This window comes from uncultured Maribacter sp. (assembly GCF_963977385.1).
Lineage (GTDB): Bacteria > Bacteroidota > Bacteroidia > Flavobacteriales > Flavobacteriaceae > Maribacter.
In genome coordinates this window covers 560,687-580,029 of record NZ_CAXBOU010000001.1, presented here as the reverse complement: position 1 = coordinate 580,029, position 19,343 = coordinate 560,687, and the positions used below count along the sequence as shown (strand labels likewise).

19 protein-coding genes are annotated in these 19,343 nt (G+C 34.4%); 8 read left to right on the top strand and 11 right to left on the bottom strand.

The window, feature by feature from the left end; genetic code table 11:
- Positions 1-3: 3 nt before the first annotated feature.
- The 4 genes from AAC084_RS02490 to AAC084_RS02475 form a co-directional block, all read right to left on the bottom strand.
- Entirely contained in the window at positions 4-2,886 is a 2,883-nt protein-coding gene (locus tag AAC084_RS02490) for a TonB-dependent receptor (protein ID WP_339836437.1), read from the bottom strand.
- 182 nt (positions 2,887-3,068) lie between these two features.
- Positions 3,069-3,329: a 50S ribosomal protein L27 gene (rpmA, locus tag AAC084_RS02485; protein ID WP_339836436.1), complete on the bottom strand. Its 261-nt coding sequence runs from the start codon at positions 3,327-3,329 to the stop codon at positions 3,069-3,071.
- Positions 3,330-3,366: 37 nt separating this feature from the next.
- Positions 3,367-4,044, bottom strand: a complete 678-nt coding sequence (gene rplU, locus AAC084_RS02480) for a 50S ribosomal protein L21 (RefSeq protein WP_339836433.1) — start codon at positions 4,042-4,044, stop codon at positions 3,367-3,369.
- 95 nt (positions 4,045-4,139) lie between these two features.
- Positions 4,140-4,595 (bottom strand): DUF4199 domain-containing protein, encoded by a 456-nt coding sequence (locus AAC084_RS02475; RefSeq protein WP_339836431.1) that lies wholly within the window; start codon positions 4,593-4,595, stop codon positions 4,140-4,142.
- 190 nt (positions 4,596-4,785) lie between these two features.
- On the opposite strand from AAC084_RS02475, the gene AAC084_RS02470 reads away from it, so the two are divergent.
- Together AAC084_RS02470 and AAC084_RS02465 are read left to right on the top strand one after the other, a co-directional pair.
- Positions 4,786-6,108: a pitrilysin family protein gene (locus tag AAC084_RS02470; RefSeq protein WP_339836429.1), complete on the top strand. Its 1,323-nt coding sequence runs from the start codon at positions 4,786-4,788 to the stop codon at positions 6,106-6,108.
- An 8-nt stretch (positions 6,109-6,116) separates the two neighbouring features.
- Positions 6,117-8,189, top strand: a complete 2,073-nt coding sequence (locus AAC084_RS02465) for a pitrilysin family protein (RefSeq protein ID WP_339836427.1) — start codon at positions 6,117-6,119, stop codon at positions 8,187-8,189.
- Between the two features lie 65 nt (positions 8,190-8,254).
- On the opposite strand, the gene AAC084_RS02460 is transcribed toward AAC084_RS02465, so the two are convergent.
- Both AAC084_RS02460 and AAC084_RS02455 read right to left on the bottom strand, forming a co-directional pair.
- On the bottom strand, positions 8,255-9,001 hold the full coding sequence (locus tag AAC084_RS02460; RefSeq protein ID WP_339836425.1) for a head GIN domain-containing protein: 747 nt from the start codon (positions 8,999-9,001) through the stop codon (positions 8,255-8,257).
- Positions 9,002-9,089: 88 nt separating this feature from the next.
- A complete protein-coding gene (locus tag AAC084_RS02455) occupies positions 9,090-9,965 on the bottom strand; it encodes an EamA family transporter (RefSeq protein WP_339836423.1) in 876 nt (291 codons plus the stop codon).
- A 159-nt stretch (positions 9,966-10,124) separates the two neighbouring features.
- On the opposite strand from AAC084_RS02455, the gene AAC084_RS02450 reads away from it, so the two are divergent.
- Positions 10,125-10,481, top strand: a complete 357-nt coding sequence (locus AAC084_RS02450; RefSeq protein WP_339836421.1) for a heavy metal-associated domain-containing protein — start codon at positions 10,125-10,127, stop codon at positions 10,479-10,481.
- A 1-nt stretch (position 10,482) separates the two neighbouring features.
- Positions 10,483-10,905 carry a hypothetical protein gene (locus AAC084_RS02445; RefSeq protein ID WP_339836419.1) on the top strand — a complete coding sequence of 141 codons (423 nt, stop codon included), beginning with the start codon at positions 10,483-10,485 and terminating at the stop codon, positions 10,903-10,905.
- A gap of 24 nt (positions 10,906-10,929) precedes the next feature.
- On the opposite strand, the gene AAC084_RS02440 is transcribed toward AAC084_RS02445, so the two are convergent.
- From AAC084_RS02440 to mutY, 5 genes are read right to left on the bottom strand one after another with little or no spacing between them, the layout of a single operon-like run.
- Entirely contained in the window at positions 10,930-11,877 is a 948-nt protein-coding gene (locus tag AAC084_RS02440; RefSeq protein ID WP_339836854.1) for a pyridoxal-phosphate dependent enzyme, read from the bottom strand.
- A 12-nt stretch (positions 11,878-11,889) separates the two neighbouring features.
- Positions 11,890-12,447, bottom strand: coding sequence for a gliding motility lipoprotein GldD (gene gldD, locus AAC084_RS02435; protein WP_339836417.1), 558 nt, complete (start codon positions 12,445-12,447; stop codon positions 11,890-11,892).
- A complete protein-coding gene (locus AAC084_RS02430) occupies positions 12,437-13,765 on the bottom strand; it encodes a gliding motility-associated protein GldE (protein ID WP_339836414.1) in 1,329 nt (442 codons plus the stop codon). Before AAC084_RS02430 ends, gldD begins: the two co-directional genes overlap by 11 nt.
- A gap of 18 nt (positions 13,766-13,783) precedes the next feature.
- Entirely contained in the window at positions 13,784-14,245 is a 462-nt protein-coding gene (ssb, locus tag AAC084_RS02425) for a single-stranded DNA-binding protein (protein ID WP_339836411.1), read from the bottom strand.
- A 27-nt stretch (positions 14,246-14,272) separates the two neighbouring features.
- A complete protein-coding gene (mutY, locus tag AAC084_RS02420; protein ID WP_339836408.1) occupies positions 14,273-15,322 on the bottom strand; it encodes an A/G-specific adenine glycosylase in 1,050 nt (349 codons plus the stop codon).
- A 127-nt stretch (positions 15,323-15,449) separates the two neighbouring features.
- Here mutY and AAC084_RS02415 point away from each other — a divergent pair, with 127 nt between their 5' ends.
- The 4 genes from AAC084_RS02415 to AAC084_RS02400 all read left to right on the top strand — a co-directional run bounded on the left by AAC084_RS02415 (position 15,450) and on the right by AAC084_RS02400 (position 19,336).
- The gene (locus AAC084_RS02415; RefSeq protein WP_027065813.1) at positions 15,450-15,740 is read left to right on the top strand and encodes an HU family DNA-binding protein; all 291 of its coding nucleotides are present in this window, start codon (positions 15,450-15,452) and stop codon (positions 15,738-15,740) included.
- Positions 15,741-15,996: 256 nt separating this feature from the next.
- Complete coding sequence (locus AAC084_RS02410; protein ID WP_339836405.1) at positions 15,997-17,544, top strand: Rne/Rng family ribonuclease; 1,548 nt, start codon at positions 15,997-15,999, stop codon at positions 17,542-17,544.
- An 88-nt stretch (positions 17,545-17,632) separates the two neighbouring features.
- Complete coding sequence (locus AAC084_RS02405; RefSeq protein WP_339836402.1) at positions 17,633-18,820, top strand: tRNA modification GTPase; 1,188 nt, start codon at positions 17,633-17,635, stop codon at positions 18,818-18,820.
- 39 nt (positions 18,821-18,859) lie between these two features.
- On the top strand, positions 18,860-19,336 hold the full coding sequence (locus tag AAC084_RS02400; RefSeq protein ID WP_339836400.1) for a regulatory protein RecX: 477 nt from the start codon (positions 18,860-18,862) through the stop codon (positions 19,334-19,336).
- Positions 19,337-19,343: the final 7 nt, after the last annotated feature.

The window sequence follows — 19,343 nt, the reverse complement described above, 5'->3', positions numbered from 1 at the left end:
AGATTATTTTTTAAAAAGGTCATATTTTAAACCTAAAGTAAAACGTTGCCCATAAAATTCTATCTGTTGGGTACGTTCTTTAACCCCTTGAAAATATCGTAATGGCTGATTGGTGATATTGTTTAAATCTGCATATACGCTTAGATTCTTATTTATTTGAAATGAAGCGTTTAAATCTAAAAACAACTGTGTATCATAATATCTATCTTCAAAATCGTTACCTCCTATTTCATCTATATAACTATCGGAAAAATTAGCAGATAGTCTTGCACTAAACTTTTTATCCGCATAGCCTAAAGATCCATTGAACATGTTTGGGGCGGTATTTGGCAAATCCAAATCATCTCGCTCATCACCATCCTCATTTCGAATACCGTCTGCTGCTGATGACAAGTAGGTATAATTGAGATAAAGACTAAAATTTCTAGCAAAGCCAGGAAGAAAATCTAACTGCCTTTGAAAAGCAAATTCCAACCCAAAAATAGTAGCACTATCACCATTTAATGGTTGGAAAACATCATAACCTTCCGTGCCTACGCCTAAACTATCGTCTGGTGCTTCATATATAAAAGTATAGATAAAGTCATCTATGTTTTTGTAAAAAACTCCTCCAGAAATTAAACCAACACTTTGAAAATAGTGTTCTGCCATTACATCAAAATTCATTGATGTAGTAGGTTTCAAATCTGCATTTCCTAAAACCAATTCTTTATCTTCATTAATAACCTCAGCCCGTGGAATGAGGTCTTGGTAGTTTGGTCTCGCCAAGGTATTTGTCAATGCTAATCGTAGTATTGTATTAGTCGATATATCGTACTTTAAGTGAATACCAGGAAGAACATTAGTATATGAATTTTTGCCATTGATCTCTTCAACTAAAATTGCCTCTTCCACACCGACATCTTCATCTTCTTCTACATAAATAACTCTATTACCTCTAGATTCTAAATTGGTATTCTCTAATCTAACGCCTGCCAGAACACCCAGTTTTTCGGATAATTTCTGATTGATCATTACATACCCGGCTACTACATTTTCGTTGACCTCAAAATTACTAGGTGCAAATTCATCTACGATCAACTCCCCATCAGCAACATTTAGTTCTAAAGATCCTAACCAATCCTCACTGGCGAATGAACCAATTTGGTATTGACTACCAGCTAAAAAATCTCGGTCATTATAATCCTTAACCGGTACGTTTGCCAAGGTTGGGAAATCATCTTCTAAATCAAACTCATAAAAGTCATTATCCCTTACTTTTGATTTAAAACGACCTCTAGCCCCAAACTTTACAAAACCATCTCCTTGACCAAAAATATCTGCAGGAAGTTCAAAATTCACAAATACATTAAAATCCTCTTCTTGTGTATATTGATTTTCTTCTGTCACCTCGCTATACTCATAATTCTCTAATGCAGCGTCTTCAATATTGGCAACTGAAAATCTTGGGTATCTAGTATTCAACACATCATTATTGATAATGTATTCCGATTCAAATTCAGCATAGCGTTCATGAAGTCGCTCTTCCGATGCTTTTGCGTAAGAAGTCATCCAGTCAACTTTTAAACTTCCCCAAAGATGATTACCCCCTAAGCTATAATTTTGCATACGTTGATCCTCTAAACGGCGATTTTTGTTCCTCTTACTATCAATTCCTCCTTTAGATTGTCTTTTTACTTCCACGGGAAATCTTGTTGGTACACCATCAGTAATCGTGAAATCTCCTTCTTCGATATCCTCTGCATCTAAAATCTCATGTTCTAGACGAAAACGATTTTCTCTATCATCTCGCCAGTTATACATGGTTTTTAAAAACACCGTGTTATTGATATCAAATTTATAATCTAGATTAGCCGAAAAACTACGTCTTGTACGTTGTACCAAATATTCTCGTTGCTCATAAACATTTACATAGGGATCAACATCTACTTCTTCTAAAACAGCCTCACCTTCACTATCCTCAATACCTGTATTATACTCAAATTCATCTGTCCATTCAGCTTCAACATTGTCAGAACCAAAATCGTTATCATTACCGGAAACAGAAATCATCCATCCAAATTTGTCATTTTCGCTTCGATCACCTAGAAGAACGGTCCCATTGAATATTGGCTTATCGGTTATAAAGTTGATACCCGAACCTAATGTGGCCGAAAGTCTAAACCCTTGTGGAGATGTTCTTGTTATCAAGTTTACAGAACCACCAAGTGCATCTGCATCCATATCTGGAGTAACCGCCTTACTCACCTCTATAGATTGAATCATATCTGCCGGAATCAAATCCATCTGAACATTTCTATTATCTCCTTCTGCAGATGGTATCCTACTACCATTTAAAGTAACCGAATTCAATTGAGGTGATAAACCTCGTATGATGATATTTCTCGCCTCACCTTGATCTACTTGCATAGTTATACCGGGAATTCTTTTTACGGCATCTCCAATATTGACATCCGGAAATTTTCCAATTTGATCCGTTGAAACTACATTGGTTATATTTAAATTGGTCTTTTGAGTATTCAATGCCTTTGATTGCCCACTTAAACCGTAAGCAGAAACCTCAACACTTTCAAGTTCCATGGTTTTAGGTTCCACCTTTAAATTGATACTTACTGTTTGATTAGCTATTACCGTAATTTCCTGAGATACGTCGGCGTAGCCTAAATAGGAGACTTCTATACTATATGTACCAGCCGGGATATCCACTATTGTAAACTTTCCGTCAAAATCTGTTATTGCTCCTTTGGATAATGAAGAAATTACCGTATTTGCTCCTGGTAGATAAAGACCGTTCTCATCAGTTACCGTACCATGAATATTTCCAGATTGAGCAAGGAGATAAAAAGGTGCAAGTAAGATAAGGTAAAAAATTCCTGAGTTTTTCATTTTCTAAGTGGTTGTTATTTGGCCACAAAGAAATTAGATTGAAGACAAAACAGTGTTGTCTAAATTTTAAGGCTATTTTAAGATTAGCCTATTTTTTATAGGTATTTACCTTTTGGTAACTATACCCTAACAAAAAACCCCTTCATTACTGAAGAGGTTTTTTTAAAAATGTGCTTTTAAGTTTAAGCTTCAAAAGGCTCAATGGAAACAAATGATTTTCCACCAGCTTTTTTCGTGAACTTTACCATACCATCTACACGTGCGTGTAAAGTATGATCTTTTCCTGCGTAAACATTTTCACCAGGATTGTGTCTTGTTCCTCTCTGTCTAACTAAAATGTTACCAGCGATTGCAGCTTGACCACCAAAAATCTTAACACCTAATCGTTTTGATTCTGATTCCCTACCGTTTTTCGAACTACCTACACCTTTCTTATGTGCCATTGTCTAAGGTTTTAAATATTATACTTAATGATCAGCCTTATTTAGCTACACCACCATCTAATTCATCTTGCCATTTCTGTAACTCATCCCACTTACCATCAGCAGCTAATTTCGCTTGTTTTGGCCAAGTATCGGTTACATGATTTCCACGAACGTCAGCTATAATTTCAGAAATTTTAGCTGCGTCTGTTTTTGCTAACTCTGCATAAGTAGAAATACCTGCTGCGATTAAAGTTTCGGCAATTTTTGGTCCGATACCTTCAACTTTTTTCAAATCATCACCTTTAGCTGAAGCTTTTTTAGCTTTAGGCTTAGATGCAACTGAAACTTCAACTGGTGCTGCTTTACCGTCTGCTTTTTTAGTTTTTGGTTCTGCTTTCTTAGTTTCTGCTTTCTTTGCTCCTTTTGAAATGATAGACTCAATAACAATCTCGGTTAAAGATTGACGATGTCCATTTTTCTTTCTGTAACCCTTACGTCTTTTCTTATGAAAGACGATTACTTTGTCACCTCTAAGGTGTTTAACGACTTTAGCCTCTACTGCGGCTCCGTCTATAGCCGGGGCGCCAACAGTAACGTTCGAACCATCAGCCAAAAGAAGTACATTGTCAAAAGTGACTTTTTTACCTTCTTCTACTTGTAAACGGTGAACGTACACTTTCTGGTCTTTTGCAACTTTAAACTGCTGCCCTGCCATCTCTACAATTGCGTACATATTGTTAAATGTAAAAATTAAACCTGATGGATTTTTTCCATAGGCGGGTGCAAATATAATTCTTAATCATGAATTTACAAATGTTTTCTTGAAATTTAAATACGCTTTATTTTGGTGTTATTTGAACTTTTAAAAAGTTGCATAAATGATAGAGTCAACACCAAACTTGTTGTAAAACCCATAATAGCCACAGCTAAAAACACAATAGCTTCAAAACTACGATACGTATTTGCCCAACGCGTAGAAAGTTCCTCTAAGTAACCAGGCTGAAGCTCCGTAGAATATATGGCAAAAAATAATGTGAAAATTAAAGTCGCGACCCCGCCAGTTATTAACCCTGCCATAAAGCCGGTGGCGTAGGTAAAAGCTCCGCCTTTTTTTAACTTAAAATATTTGATAGCCTCATAGATTGCAAAGCCAGTAATTATGGTGTTGAAAAGACTATAAAACACATTTACGTGTAGCCCTAGTAGAGACAAAATAAGAAAGTATGCAATTAAACAACCACTAGCTGCAACTCCAAATCGAATAGGTAAGGCATAATTATTCATCTTTGAAAATATTTTCTTGTTTAGACTTTTAATTTAATCAATAAACAATTATAATTTAAATAAAAACTGTTAAACAATTCATATATTGAAGATTGCTCCTACAAAAATGATTTTTAGCGTAACAAATCAACAAGAATACTTACTAATGGAGCGGAGCATTTAAATTAAGGATTAATTAAACACTAATTAAATGAAAAACAAAGTACTACTCGTCACGGCTATACTTTTAACAGGAGTGTTAGCCTTGGCACAAGAAGTCAAGTTTGAAGAGTATGACATGAATAATGGTCTGCATGTTATCCTACACCAAGATAATACCGCACCTATAATCTCAATTTCCGTTCTTTATCATGTAGGTTCTAAAGATGAAAACCCAGAACGTACTGGTTTTGCCCACTTTTTTGAACACTTACTTTTTGAAGGAACGAAAAATATAGAAAAAGGGGAATGGGACCAAATCGTTTCATCAAACGGCGGCTCTGGAAACGCTACTACAGATGAAGATAGAACTTATTATTATGAAGTTTTTCCTTCTAACAATTTGCAACTAGGGCTTTGGTTAGAATCGGAGAGAATGTTACACCCTGTTATCAATCAAAAAGGAGTTGATACTCAAAATGAGGTGGTAAAAGAAGAAAAAAGGTTACGCGTAGACAATTCTCCATATGGTAAGTTTATCGAAAACATAAAAACAAATCTCTTTAAGAAGCACCCATACAAAGAAACTGTTATCGGCAAGATGGATCATTTAGATGCCGCTACATTAGAAGAATTTATAGCTTTTCAGAAAAAATTCTATGTCCCCAACAATGCCGTATTAGTAGTCGCTGGTGATTTTCAGAAAGAGAATGCCAAAAAAATGATTTCAGATTATTTCAGCAGTATACCAAAAGGGCAAGAAGTTTCTAGAAACTTTCCCCAAGAGGAGCCTATTCTAGAACAAATCAATGCCAAGGCATACGACCCAAATATTCAAATTCCGGCTACGATGATTGCCTATAGAACCCCGGGACTCAAAAATAGGGACAGTCAAGTGCTAGATATGATATCTACTTATTTAAGTGACGGACCTTCATCTAAACTTTATAAAAAAATAGTAGATGAACAAAAGCAGGCATTACAGGTAGGTGCTTTTCCTGCAACACAAGAAGATTATGGTATGTACATTGTTTTTGCCTTACCTGTCGGCGAAACTAGTTTAGATGTACTTAATACTGAAATGGAAGAAGAAATCGAAAAATTAAGAAGTAATCTTATATCTGAAAATGATTATCAAAAGCTACAGAATAAATTTGAAAATCAATTTGTAAACAGCAATTCTAGCGTTGAAGGTATTGCCAATTCTTTAGCGGAATACTATATGCTTTATGGTGACACTTCTTTAATAAATAAGGAAATAGAAATTTATAGATCTATTACAAGAGAAGAAATAAAAGAAGTAGCCAACAAGTATTTAAATCCGAATCAAAGATTGGTTTTAGAATATTTACCTGAACAAAATACTGTAAACTAAAAACTATTATGAAAACATCATATATACTACTCTTTACATTTCTAAGTTTCCTAACCGTACAGGCTCAAGTTGACCGTACTGTGATGCCAACACCAGGGCCAGCACCAGAAATTAATTTAGGCGAACCCGAAACTTTTAATCTGAACAATGGTTTAAAGGTATTAGTAGTTGAAAATCACAAACTACCTAGGGTTTCCATTCAATTATCGATAGATAATCCACCTATTTTAGAAGGTAATAAAGCGGGCGTCGCCAGTTTAACAGGGAGCCTTTTAGGAAAAGGTTCTAAAAATATCGCCAAAGATGAATTCAATGAAGAAATTGACTTTTTAGGAGCCCGACTTAGCTTTAGCTCACAAGGCGCATATTCACAATCTCTGTCCAAGTATTTTCCCAGAATGATGGAGCTTATGGCCGATGCAGCTATTTACCCAAACTTTACACAAGAAGAATTTGATAAGGAAAAAGATATACTTCTAACCGGACTTAAAGCTGAAGAGAAAGTAGTTTCTGCTATATCCGGAAGAGTACAACGCGCACTGGCTTATGGAAAAAATCATCCGTATGGCGAATTTGCTACGGAAGAAACCGTGAATAACGTTACACTTGTTGATGTTGAAGAGTTTTACAGAGAATACTTTGTTCCGGCAAATGCATACCTAATCGTAATTGGTGACGTAACCATCGATGAAGTCAAAACATTGACAGATACCTATTTCACCCCATGGACGAAAGCAGTACCCCCAAGTTTTAGCTATACAGAACCGAAAAATGTTCCTAATACTCAAATAAATTTAGTTGATATGCCCAACGCTGTACAATCGGAAATTACGGTACAGAACATCGTTAACCTTAAAATGAAAGACGATGATTTCATTGCTGCATTGTTAGCCAATCAAATTTTAGGAGGCGGATCTGATAGTAGATTGAATCTTAACCTAAGAGAAGATAAAGGGTATACTTATGGTGCCTATACTTCAATTGGCAATGACAAATATGCCCCTTCTCGATTCGTAGCTAGTGCAGAGGTTAGAAATATGGTTACCGATAGCTCAGTAGTAGAAATGCTAAAAGAATTACAGCTAATCAACACACAACCAGTCACTGAAAAAGAACTAAAAACCACCAAAGCCCTTTATGCCGGAAGCTTTATAATGGCGTTAGAAGACCCACAAACTATTGCAAGGTATGCCTTGAATATAGAAAAGGAGGATTTACCAAAGGACTTTTATAAAACATTTCTAGAAAAATTAGAAAATGTTAGTAAGGCAGATGTAGAATTAGCTGCCAAAAAGTTCTTTAATGTTAAAAATGCTCGTGTTGTTGTCGTTGGAAAAGGAAGTGAAATTTTAGCGAATCTAGAAAAAATTGATTTCAATGGAAAAAAACTACCTGTCTTATCCTATTCTAAAACGGCTGATAGAATTGAAACTCCAGATTATAACGTATCGATACCTAAAGATATTACGGCAAAAACCATTTTAGAAAAATACATTGAAGCCATTGGTGGCAAAGCTAAACTAGAAGCTGCTAAATCATATACCATGAAAGCTGCTGCCGAAATGCAGGGCATGAAGCTTGAACTAGAAATGAAGAAAACCACCGATAATCAATTTATGCAAGATGTAAAAATGATGGGTAATTCCATGAGCAAGCAAGTGCTTAATGGAGATAATGGCTATGTAACGATACAGGGTCAACGTAAAGATTTGACAGAAGAGGAAGTAATCAAAATCAAAGAAGAATCTGCTCTCTTCCCTGAGCTAAACTATGCTCAACTTGAAGGAACATCTGTACAAGGCATGGAAATGGTTGGCGACAAAAATGCATACATACTAAAAGTAAACGATACAAAATCGGCTTTTTATGATGTTGAAACCGGACTGAAATTAAAGGAAATCAATATAACAGAGGCGCAAGGGCAACAAATGTCAAGCACTTCGAACTTTGAAAACTATCAAGATGTAAATGGTATTTTATTCCCTTTTAAATTAATACAAACAGTGGGGCCTCAATCTTTTGAATTTATAGTATCTGAAATCAAAATTAACGATGGTGTTTCGCCTGTCGATTTTGAATAATTCTTAAAGTGACAATTAAAAAACCCGCCATACAGCGGGTTTTTTACATTTATAAAATAATCTATTTACTCTGCAATTTTTGTAATCTTAGCTTCACCAATTATTAGACCCATGTCTACCTCCGGATTACCTGAATAACTCACATTCGTTTCTCCATAACAAGTAACTTTTAAGCGGTCAGAAACCTTTACCCTAAAGTTACTTTCACCATAAGCAGTAATTTTGGTTTCATCTGCGTTCATACCTACCGTATTAACCTCACTTTCACCATAAGCTCTGAATACTTGACGTGCAATGTTACCTTCTGAAATCTCCAAATAGCTACTGCCATATATAGCTACAGTCAACTCATCTATTGAAACAGAATCAAAATATACTTTTGCCGCACCATATAAAGACATTTTAAAATCATCTGCTGTCAGAAGGTTATTACATCGTACAATTTCCTCTCCCCTAATTGATAAGTTTTCAAGTTTTCTATACGTAACGGTAACCGTAGCCATTGTACCATTGTATAAAGACCTTTTTCCCCTCCAATTATTACTCGAAACACGTTCAGATTTGGTAACCACTTTTGCACCATCTAAATAAATACGAAGTGTTCTACCGTCAACCTCCACATTAATTTTATCGAATGCAACCTTTGCATTATCGACCACCACACTTTCATCTGTTCCCTCAACAAGATTTACTTCTATATGCGGACTAACAATTAATTTGTCAAATGATTTAACGGTGTATGTTTTTTCTTGAGCTTGAATTCCGCCTACAACAACTACAAAAGCTAAAACGGTAAAAAATATTTTTTTCATGAGTTCTGGTTTTAAATATAATTACTTCTGCTTAAAGACAAGTCTATATTTAATTTGTTACAGTTAATATATATTTAGTCAAAAATTATTATTGCTTCCTACGATTAACAAGCCACACACCTAACAAAATAATTAGTCCGCCAAATAATTGAATCAAACTTATACGTTCACCATCTAAAAAGCCAAACAAAACAGCCACAAGTGGTATTAAGTATGTAACAGATGCAGCAAAAACCGGGCTGGAAAGTTTAATAAGTTTATTAAATAATATATTGGCCAGTGCAGTACCTAATAATGCAAGGGCCAGCAAGTACCAAACCGCTTGTTGCATTGCAGTATTCTGCACGAATTGGTTAAAAACTCCCGAGTACAAAAGTATAATCAATGCAGGAATAAAAGCTACCCCAAAACTTGCTGTTGTAACCGCCAACGGAGTCAAATGTGATAAATACTTTTTAACAATATTTATATTAAAAGCATAGCCTAAAGCAGAAAAAACAATAAATAAAGAATACCAATAATTTTGATTAACATTACTTTCCATTCCTGCAGCTATGAGAACAACCGTTCCTAAAAGCCCAATAAACACTCCTAGTACCTGCCTACCTTTTAGTGCCAACCCAAAAAGAGCAATTCCGACCAATGTGGTAAACAATGGTACAATAGAATTTAAAATAGATGTAACACCGCTACTAATTTCAGTTTGAGCTAAGGCAAAGAAAAATGGAGGAAAAAACGAACTACTTAAACCAGCAATAACTACCCATTTCCAATCCGCCCTTGCCAGGGTTTTCAACGATTTAAATCCTAATAAAAAAAGCAATACAGAAGCAAACAAGATTCGTAAGCCACCAACCTGTATAGGGGTGAAGCCTAATAATGATTTCTTAATAAGAATAAAAGACGAACCCCATATCAATGAAAGAACAATCAAGTAACCCCACTTTTGATCTATACTTTTCAATCAATTTAATTTTAAACAAAAGTGGCTTTTTTTCTAAGATAATGATTCGTTTAACAACATATTTTAGAAATTGTTTACTGCTTTCATTTTCCATAATTGGTATCTTTACGTTGATATCTGATTAAAGTGAATTTTTAAACCACTATAGAATCTGGAGAAATGAAAATCAATTTTTTAGTTTTATGTACTATAGCGATCTGTTTGTCAGCAAATTTATCAGTGGCTCAAAACAATCCTAACAAGGTTACTATAATTGAAAACGTTCAGTCAACATCAATTATCATAGGTATCGATGGCATGGCTTGTCAAGAAGGATGTGCAGATAAAATAGCTGCCAATTTAAATGAAAAAGAAGGAGTTATTTCTGCGGAGGTTAGTTTCGAGAAAAAAAATGGAGTTATCGTTTTCGACCCAAAAATTATTTCAATTGAGGATTTAAAATCTGTCATCACCAATACTAAAGTAAAAGAATACGAGTATTCAATAAAAAAAGTCATCATTAAAGAAAGAAATTAAAATGAAAAATATATTTACAATTCTTGCTATCGTCGGCCTTCTTAGTGCAACCTCTTGCAAGGAATCTAAAAAAGTGAAAGAATCATCACAAATGGAACAAGTGATGGACATTCATGATGAGGTAATGCCAAAAATGGGAACCTTAGGTAAATTAGTAGGTCAATTAAAACCAATGGCTGATTCTCTTGGTGCAGAATCGATAGAGGCAAAAGCAATGAAAGATTTGCAACAAGCAAATAGATCCATGATGGATTGGATGCAAGGTTTCGGTAATCGTTTTGATTCCGAAGAAATAATGAATGGAAAAGAACTTTCTGATGAAAAAAAGCAATGGCTTAAAAAAGAAGAGGAGAAAGTTAAAAAAGTAAAAGAGGACATTAACTCTAGCATTGAACGCGCTGAAGAAATTTTAAAGAAGCAATAAGGTTTAACAAGTTAACAAAGGGAGTTAAAAAGGAAGGTTAGACAAATCAACATTTCCACCGGAAATTATAATTCCCACTTTTTTATTTTTTAAAACCTCTGAATTCTCTTTAGACAACCTAATAACCGCAGCAATAGTTACCGCGCTTGATGGTTCAATGATAATCTTCATTCGTTCCCAAACAAGCTTCATTGCCGCAACAATTTCATCTTCACTTACTCTGATTATACCACTAACAAGCTCCTTTATAATTGGAAAATTAATATCTCCCAATGTAGTCTTAAGTCCGTCTGCGATTGTATTTACTGTTTCATTACCTTCTATCTTACCACTTAATAAAGAACGATAAGCATCATCTGCCTCGAATGGTTCTGCTCCATACATTTTACAATTATCTCCAAAATACTTCGCAGCTAAAGCCGAACCAGCTATGAGACCACCGCCGCCAACAGGGCAAAAAATAAAATCTAATTCCGGCTGTATTTTCAAAAGCTCTAAGGCAGCAGTGGCCTGTCCTAAAATTACATTTTCATTATTAGACGGGTGAATGAATGTTGCACTGGTTTTCAAAGCAATTTCATCTGCTAAAGCCTCCCGAGCTTGAACGGTTGGTTCGCATAAATAAATATTACCACCGTATTCCCTAACTCCTACTTTTTTTACTTCTGGCGCTGTATTTGGCATTACTATATGTGCGGTAACACCGACACTTTGGGCCGCCAAAGACAATGCTTGGGCAAAATTACCAGATGAATGTGTTACTACTCCGTTTTTCTTCTGTTCTTCCGATAATTGCAAAATCGCATTTGTTGCGCCTCGCATTTTATAAGCACCTGCCCTTTGAAAATTCTCGCATTTAAAAAAGAGGCTGGCATTTACTTCCTTATCTATTAACCGTGAAGTAAGAACTGCTGTATTATGAACAAATGGTCGTATTCTATTATAACAATTTAAAATATCGTCTTCTGTCATCATTATACATAATTAGTTTTTCCACCTAAGGCTTTCTATGATACCCCTAATATCATTTTGAAGATATGATGCCGCTGGAAGAATGGAATCATAATTAGGCTTTGTATAAAAATAAACCGAACCGGTTAAAAAATGCTTAGTACTATCAGTTACAAAAAATTGTGACTGTGAAGCGGCATTTCCTTGAACCTCAAACAAAGCCCCGTATATCTTTTCATCAGGGTTTACGTAAGGTTGCTCCACTATATTATCTGCCTTAGCTGCATGCTCATAACTAAGTCTTTTCGAATCATTGATTAATTGATCTAAATTATTATCTACTTTTTTATAGCTAAGAAAAATAGCCCCCTTCATTTCTGGATACGAAATGGTAAATGCTTTATCTCCATTCAATTTAGCCTTCGCTAATTGATTATACTTAAAACTAAAATTTTCAGTTTCTAAATCCGCTAATTTACCCTTAGGATATTCTAACCTCATTTTAGCCTTTGGTTTAGGAATTGGCTCGTCTTGACAGCTCAAAACAAAAATGACTAAAATTAAAAAACCTACTAACGATTTAAACTTCATGGGGTAGGGTTACTTTTATTTGTTTCAATCTCTTTTTATCCATACCCTCAACCATAAAAGTGTAGGACTCAAATAATATCTTTTCTCCTCGTTTAGGAAAACTACCTGCTTTCTCTAAAACAAATCCTGCTAAGGTTTCTGATTCACCCTTATTTTCCTCAAAGATATCGCTATCCTCTAATTTAATAACTCGATAAAAATCCTTAAGTGGAGTTTTACCCTCAAAAACGTAATTAAAATCATCCAACTTAGAAAAAATCAAATCCTCATCATCAAACTCATCACTAATATCACCAACAATTTCTTCAATAATATCTTCTAATGTCACCAACCCCGAAGTACCACCATATTCATCGACTACAATTGCCAAGTGATTTTTCTTTTCCTGAAATTCCGCCAATAAATCATCAAGCTTCTTATTTTCAGGTACAAAATACGGTTCACGTATCAATGTCATCCAATTAAAGGTCTTTCTATCTAAATAAGGTAATAAATCTTTAACATATAACACTCCTTTTACAGTGTCTATACTTTCTCCAAAGACAGGAATACGAGAGTAACCGTTCTTCTTTATTTCTCCAATAACTTCGAGAAACTTCATTTGCTCATTTAGAGCGAAAATATCGATACGAGGTCGCATTACTTGTTTTGTATCTGTATTACCAAAGGTTACGATACCCTCTAATATTTTCTTTTCTTCTTTAGTAGTATCGCCATGCGAGGTTAAATCTAATGCCTGAGATAACTGATCAATACTCAAACTAGATTTTTGTTTCCCTAGTTTATTATATAAGAATAATGTTCCTGAGCGCATGGGCAAACTCAATGGTGAAAAAATAAAATCTAAAACCCGTAGTGGGAATGCCATTAAATGTGAGAAACTCATTCTATTTCTATTGGCATAAACTTTAGGTAAAATTTCGCCAAACATTAAAATAAGAAATGTTGCCACAACTACTTCAAGTAAAAACCGAACAGATACTACTCCAAATAATACTTGATTAACATTTTTAAATAGCGTGTCCCCAATTATACTAAACAAAAGAACAATACCAATATTAATGGCGTTGTTAGCTATTAATATTGTTGCTAATAATTTTTTCGGGCGTTCAAGTAATTTAATAAGGATAGTACTTTTTGCCGATTTCTCATCATGTAATTCTTTAATTTCGGTTGATGAAAGACCGAACATAGCCACTTCAGCGCCAGAAACGAGTGCAGAGCAGAGTAGCAATACACATAGTACGATTATATTAATTGCAAATACACCGTTTACAACCAAAGAAGTTACTAAAAACGGTAAGGGGTCTGGGTCCAATAGTTCCTATTATTTTTGTTAGAATGGAAGATCATCCTCAGCCTCTTGGCTTAAAGGTGCAGGAGCCTTAGCTGGCGTCCTGTTATCATTACTTGCTTTTGGAGCATTAGAAGCTGCACTACTATCATTTGCCCCAGCCTCTTTCTTGGTGGTCAAAAAGGTAAATTCTGTTACATGTACTTCTGTACTATACCTTGTATTACCATCTTCACCTTGCCATTGACGATTTTTCAACCTGCCTTCAACATATACCTTATCGCCTTTACTCAGATACTTTTCACAAATTTCTGCGGCTTTATTTCGAACTACTATGTTATGCCAATCGGTATTTGTTACTCGCTCACCAGTAGATTTATTGGTATATGTCTCATTTGTGGCAATAGGAAATCTTCCAATACTGCCCCCTCCTTCAAAATAATGCATTTTTACTTCGTCACCCAAATGCCCAATCAACATTACCTTATTTAATGTACCACTCATAACTTAAAGATATAAAAATCAAAAGTACTAAAATTTAAACGCTTTAATAAAATCTGCTATTAAAACCGGTACAGGAAATTCCTTAATTTTTTCATACGGAATTTGGTTAGGGATTTCAACACTCGTATTTAAAATCCAGAATTTAGTATGTAAGTGCTGGTGTGATAATTTATGAATGATGGAACTATCATTATATTCCATTAACTCAACCTCGTCAACATCTGCTAAAACTTCCTTATACCTAATATTTATAGTCTCCCAATCTAACACATCACTAGACTCCAATAAAGGAAACTCCCATAAATTTTGCCATATACCCTTTCCTTTTCTCTGCTGAAGGTATGTAAAAACGTTTCCATTAATATCCTTATATATAGGTATGAGATAATTAAAGTATCGATTTCGAACTTTTGTCTTCTTCAACTTTACAGGCAGTTGGTCAACAACACCCTTTTGCAAAGCTACACAGCTATCATTTAAAGGACAGTGTAAGCAAAGTGGTTTTTTTGGTGAACATTGAATAGCACCAAACTCCATTATACCTTGGTTATAATCTCTTATATGATTGGTCTCCATTAATTTTTTAGCCAAAACCTTAAAATACTTTATCCCTTCAGTGCTGTTTATTGGGGTCTCTATCCCAAAATATCTAGACAAAACTCTATAAACATTTCCATCTACTACGGCTTGTGCTTCATTAAAACATATAGATGATATAGCACTTGCTGTATAATCACCAACACCTTTCAATTTTAAAAGCTCTTTATAAGTATCTGGAAATACACCATTATACTGTTCAACGACAATTTTTGCAGTAGTATGTAAATTTCTAGCCCTAGAATAATAGCCCAAGCCTTGCCAAAGTTTCAAAACTTCTTCTTCGCTAGCATTGGCCATATCGTTTACTGTTGGAAATTTATCAACAAACCTTAAGTAATACGGGGTGCCTTGAGCTACTCGAGTCTGTTGAAGAATGATTTCTGACAACCATATTTTGTATGGATTTATGGATTTACGCCATGGTAATGAACGCTTATTTTGATGATACCAATCTAAAATTATACCCGAAAATGACATGCTCTTCAATACTAAGTGATAAAAGTAGCAGTTTATACACTTAAAATTAACCCATTAGAAAGAAAGATTGAATTTAATTTATATATTTGCAACCCGAAAAAACATACAGAAAATCTAATATTGAAAGATGACGAAAGCGGAAATTGTATCGAAAATCTCAGATAAGCTGGGAATTGAAAAAGGAGATGTACAAGCTACAGTTGAATCCTTTATGGAAGAGGTAAAAACATCATTGGAAAGTGGTGACAATGTTTACCTTAGAGGTTTTGGAAGTTTTATTATTAAAACCAGAGCCGAAAAGACCGGTAGAAACATTTCCAAGAATACAACCATTAAAATACCCGCTCACAACATTCCAGCATTTAAACCTGCAAAGGTTTTTGTAGAAGGAGTTAAGAGCAATGTACACGTAAAATAATTAATCTTAAAAAAAGAACTTTATGCCAAGTGGTAAGAAAAGAAAGAGACATAAGGTAGCTACACACAAGCGCAAGAAGCGTAGAAGAGCTAACCGACACAAGAAAAAGTAGTTTTTTAACTACTTTTTCTTTTTACGTTCATTGACATAGATATCCATATATTGGATTTCGGCAGGTACTTTTGTATCTGTCTATGGTATTGTTTAATCAGTTCGTTCTCTACATATTAGTAGAAACGACTAAAAATATATTCAGGTGAATAGAGAATTAATCGTAAGATCTAGTTCCCAAGCCGTTGACTTTGCCTTGTTAAAGGACGGAAAACTCACTGAACTGCATAAAGAAGAAAGTAGTAATGATTTTTCTGTAGGCGATATTTTTCTCGCCAAAATCAGAAAGCCGGTGACGGGTCTCAATGCTGCGTTTGTTAACGTTGGTTATGAGAAAGATGCATTCTTGCATTACCATGACCTTGGTCCTCAATTATCTTCAATGCTCAAGTTCATAAAACAAGTGAGCTCAGGAAAATTACAGGATTACTCCTTAAAAAATTTTCCGTTCGAAACCGATATTGACAAAAACGGTGTAATAACCGATGTCATCAAAGCAAACCAATCACTATTGGTTCAAATTGTAAAAGAACCTATATCTACTAAAGGACCAAGAATTAGTTCCGAGCTATCAATTGCTGGACGTTACTTGGTAATGGTTCCTTTCTCAGACCGTGTTTCTGTATCCCAAAAGATAGCAAGCAAGGAAGAGAAAGACAGATTAAAACGTCTAGTTAGAAGTATTAAACCAAAAGGATTTGGTGTAATAATTAGAACAGTTGCAGAAGGACAAAAAGTTGCGGAGCTGGACAAAGATCTAGAAAACTTGCTGAACAAATGGACAGCAATGTGTAAAAAATTAAATCGTGCTCAAACACCATCAAAAGTATTTGTTGAACTTAATAGAGCATCTTCAATTTTAAGAGATGTATTTAATGATAGTTATACGGGTATTCATGTAGATGACCTTACTTTATATAATGAAGTTAAGGAGTACGTGGCAGAAATTGCTCCAGACAAGGAGAATATCGTGAAGCACTATGACTCTAGTGTACCTATTTTTGAGAAATTTGGTATAGAAAGACAAATAAAAACTTCTTTTGGCCGAACTGCCACTATGAGCAAAGGTGCCTATTTAATTATAGAGCATACTGAAGCACTACATGTGGTAGATGTGAATAGCGGCAATAGATCCAATAAAGCTAAAAACCAAGAAGACACTGCCCTTGAGGTTAATCTTTTGGCAGCCACAGAAATTGCAAGACAATTGCGATTACGAGATATGGGAGGCATTATTGTAGTTGATTTTATCGACATGGTAAAAGCACAACATAGAAAGAGGCTTTTTGAACATCTTAGAGATGAGATGAGTGATGATCGCGCCAAACACAAAATACTACCTCCTAGTAAATTTGGTTTGATTCAGATCACCCGACAAAGGGTACGCCCTGAAATGAATATTAAAACAACCGAAGAGGACCCTAATAATGCAGGGAAAGAGGTGGAAGCACCTATTGTTTTAATAGACAAAATTATAGTGGATCTTGAAAAACTCCTAAAAGGGCCAGCAAAGGACAACAGTATAACACTAAATATACATCCTTTTATAGCGGCTTATATCACTAAAGGATTTCCATCAATGAGAACAAAATGGTTCTTAGAATACAAAAGATGGATTAAAATTCAACCGCGTGATGCGTATACGTATCTTGAGTACCGTTTTAAAAATAAAGACGGCAAAACAATATATTAGTGAAAAAAGCGATTTCCTTACGGAGTCGCTTTTTTTGTTTCTAAAAAGTGCCTAAGAACGTACAAACTAATTAATCAAATCACTTTACATGAAACAGGTACTTTTTTTATTCATTCTACTATGCTTAAGCTTTAATACTTTTTCCCAAGTTACTTTTGAGCCAGGTTATATTATCGACAATTCTGGACAAAAAACAATTTGTCTAATTAAAAACAATGATTGGAAAAACAACCCAGAATCTTTTGATTATAAAATAGATGAAGCTACAACTGTTTTAGAAGGAAACGTTTACAACATTTCCGAATTTTCTATTGATAACGGTAAGAAATATGTAAAACAAAAAATAGAAATTGACAGATCAAAATCGCTTGTAAAAAGGCTCAGCAAAAGTAAAGATCCAGAATTCATCACTGAAACTTTATTTCTAGAACAACTACTTGAAGGTGATGCTAACTTATTCTATTTTGAAGACAGCAACCTAATTAGGTTCTTTTTCAACACCAACAACAGTAATACACAACAGCTAGTTTATAAAAAATACCTTACTCCTGACAATCGTATTGGAGAAAATACAGATTACAAAAAACAACTTTGGGACGACCTTAAATGTGATAATTTATCTCTTGATGATGTAAAATCTACCGATTATAAAAAATCTGAATTAATAGATTTTTTTACTCTTCATAATCAATGCAAGAACCCAAATTATGTCAACACTACAGTTTCTAAAACCAATAATAGAAAAGTATTTAATTTAGGTTTGCGTGCTGGGCTAAATTCCGCTTCAATGGATTTTAAGTCACCGCAATCAAGTACAAACTTTAATCTTGAAAACAGCACTAGTTTAAGATTCGGAATTGAACTTGAAGTTATATTGCCTTTCAATAAAAACAAGTGGTCTATATTTATTCAACCCATGTATCAAAGTTTTGAAGGTGAAGCACAATTAGAATTTCAAAATGTATCAGTAGATTACAAATCAATCGAAACTTCTATTGGAGTAAGACATTATTTTTTTCTTAATAACAATTCTAGAATATTTATCAATTCAGCATTTCAAATAGATAGTGCTTTAGATTCTTTTATTGATTTTGAATCTAGTAGTGATTTTGAAATTGCACCTCGTACTTCCTTTAATTTTGGATTAGGATTTGCCCATAAAAATGCAAGTATCAAATTAAATTATAACCCAAGAAGAGCTTTGCTTAGCAATTATGCGGCTATCTCATCTAATTATAAAGTGCTTTCCTTAGTACTTGGCTATAACTTTTTATAAACAAGTAAAATTACTATTGGTTTACTATTTTTGAAATATATGAACCAAAAAACAAAAGGCTACACAGTTCAAGAAGCCACTAAAAAAATAGAAAACTATTGTGCCTACCAAGATAGGTGCCATAAAGAAGTAGTTTCTAAATTGAAAGAAATGGGCATGATTCCTTTAGCTGTCGATACCATTATAGCCCAATTAATCGAAGATAGATTTCTTAATGAAGAGCGCTTTGCCAAAAGCTTTGCAAGGGGTAAATTCAACATTAAAAAATGGGGAAAGAACAGAATTGTTAGAGAACTTAAATTTAGAAATATTTCTAAATACAATATTACCACCGCATTAAAAGAAATTGAACCTGAGGCATACTTAACAACCTTAGATGATTTAGCAAATAAAAGACTTCGTCAAATCCATGAAACCAATATTCAAAAACGCAGAAAAAAGTTAGCTGATTACCTTTTATACCGAGGATGGGAAAGTCATTTGGTATATGAAAAACTCCAAGAACTCATAAAATAAAGCCATT